This window comes from Allocoprococcus comes (assembly GCF_013300725.1).
In the GTDB taxonomy this organism is placed as follows: Bacteria; Bacillota; Clostridia; order Lachnospirales; family Lachnospiraceae; genus Allocoprococcus; species Allocoprococcus comes_A.
In genome coordinates this window covers 1-1676 of sequence record NZ_JAAIMM010000071.1, presented here as the reverse complement: position 1 = coordinate 1676, position 1676 = coordinate 1, and the positions used below count along the sequence as shown (strand labels likewise).

Genomic DNA, 1676 nt, shown 5'->3' with positions numbered 1-1676 from the left:
GTAATGCCAGTTAGCTAAAATTAGAAAACAGGACTGCTCTTAATGCATATATCATTTACAGCAGCTTCAGAATATAAGTCCCGCTATCTGAAAGGATTCCTACTTGATAAATCAGACAAAAGGGCAGCACTTTAAAGCAGATAGTCTGAAAAACTTCTGCTTGATAATATAACGGTAAGGGAAAGGATATTTATGCGGCACGGTATGTAAAACTAATCCATCTTTTTTTAATCACGCGTCGTTTATACTGTCGATCCGGCTTTACTGGTGTCAGACTTCGGTTTATCAACTGTTCGATATTGTTAAACAAAGAATCTCTTAGATATCTTCTACAGCAATAGACTGCCATAGTAAAATTTACTCGATATTCATATTTTTTGTTTCGCTGCTCCAGTACTACATGGCTGGCAATAATCTCACAGAAATTGTACAAAATCAGTTTCCCAAATATTTCCTGGCAAATGTATTCGGGATTTTTACTATGAAGGTTTGACATACCTATCGTATATTTAAGTTTTCGGAAAGATGTTTCTATGCCCCACCGCATTTTGTATAGAGTTTTCAGTTTTTCAGTCGAAAATTCTTTGCGATCCAGATTGGTAATCAGGCATTCATAGTTACCATTCGGCAAAAGAATCCTGACAATACGGAAGGATAGTTCGTAAAAAGGATGTTCTGAATCCAAAAAATCAAAAGGAGACGATTTGGCAAGATATTTATAACCTTTTTCTCTTAAATATTTTTGCTTTCTTGTCATTTTAAGAGTGATGTCTTCATCGAATTCCCCTTTTGATGGCAGGCAAAGGCTACCCGCGATACTTCCATTGCTGGTGACATCTTTTACTCTAATAAGATAGAAGAGACCTTTTTCCTGAATATTTGCAAAAATATTGTAAGTTTCATATCCCCGATCTGCAATAATGATTGTTTTTCTGTTTCTCGGAAGATCTTTTACCATATGAATAAGAGCTGATGATTCATTCTCCTCATATGGTGATTGGATTAATGTATGTACATATCTGAAATCCAGCAGATTATATAAGGCATTAATGTGCAATTGATTAAACCCAAAAGTTCCACGCTCTTTCTTTCCAGGAAAATGTGTCTTTTTATCTTTTGGATCACGGAAAATATTTTGGTCTGCTCCATCACAGGCAAGAAGCTCATAACCCTGAAAAGTTTTCTTAGACTTTATTTTTCTATTAAAAGAATGAAACAGATTTTCCATAGTGTCAGGCTTTAGTTTATTTCTCTTTTGAATGTAGCCGGATTTTGAAATAGGAAGCTCAGAATTGAGTTTTTCTCGGTCTGCGTATTCACATAGTTCAACATCAAGGGCACTGCTACCTGATGAGATATAGAACTTTATGACATCGGAGAATTCCATTTTCCCTTTCCTTGAAAAATCGTGTCCGGGATTCTTTACGAAATCTTCCATTTGCTGTTCCATTTCTGAAATAGCTTTAAAAAGAGTGTTGCGAACGTAGTTTGCATAGTGATTCATGGTAAAACCTCCTAAAAATGTATATTCAAGAGGCTGCGCCGCAAATTTTGATGTATTTGTCAAGTGATTTTTATGTTTTGAAACATAGAAAAACAATGTTATGAATTGTGCATTATTACCATTACTTTAGGATACCTACTATTTTATTCCAATTTTAGCTAACTGGCATTAC

1 protein-coding gene is annotated in these 1676 nt (G+C 34.9%); it reads right to left on the bottom strand.

Translation table 11 applies throughout. The features are described 5' to 3' along the window. Nucleotides 1-190 precede the first annotated feature (190 nt). Complete coding sequence (locus G4407_RS15985) at nucleotides 191-1504, bottom strand: IS4 family transposase (RefSeq protein WP_173689666.1); 1314 nt, start codon at nucleotides 1502-1504, stop codon at nucleotides 191-193. Between the last annotated feature and the right edge of the window lie 172 nt (nucleotides 1505-1676).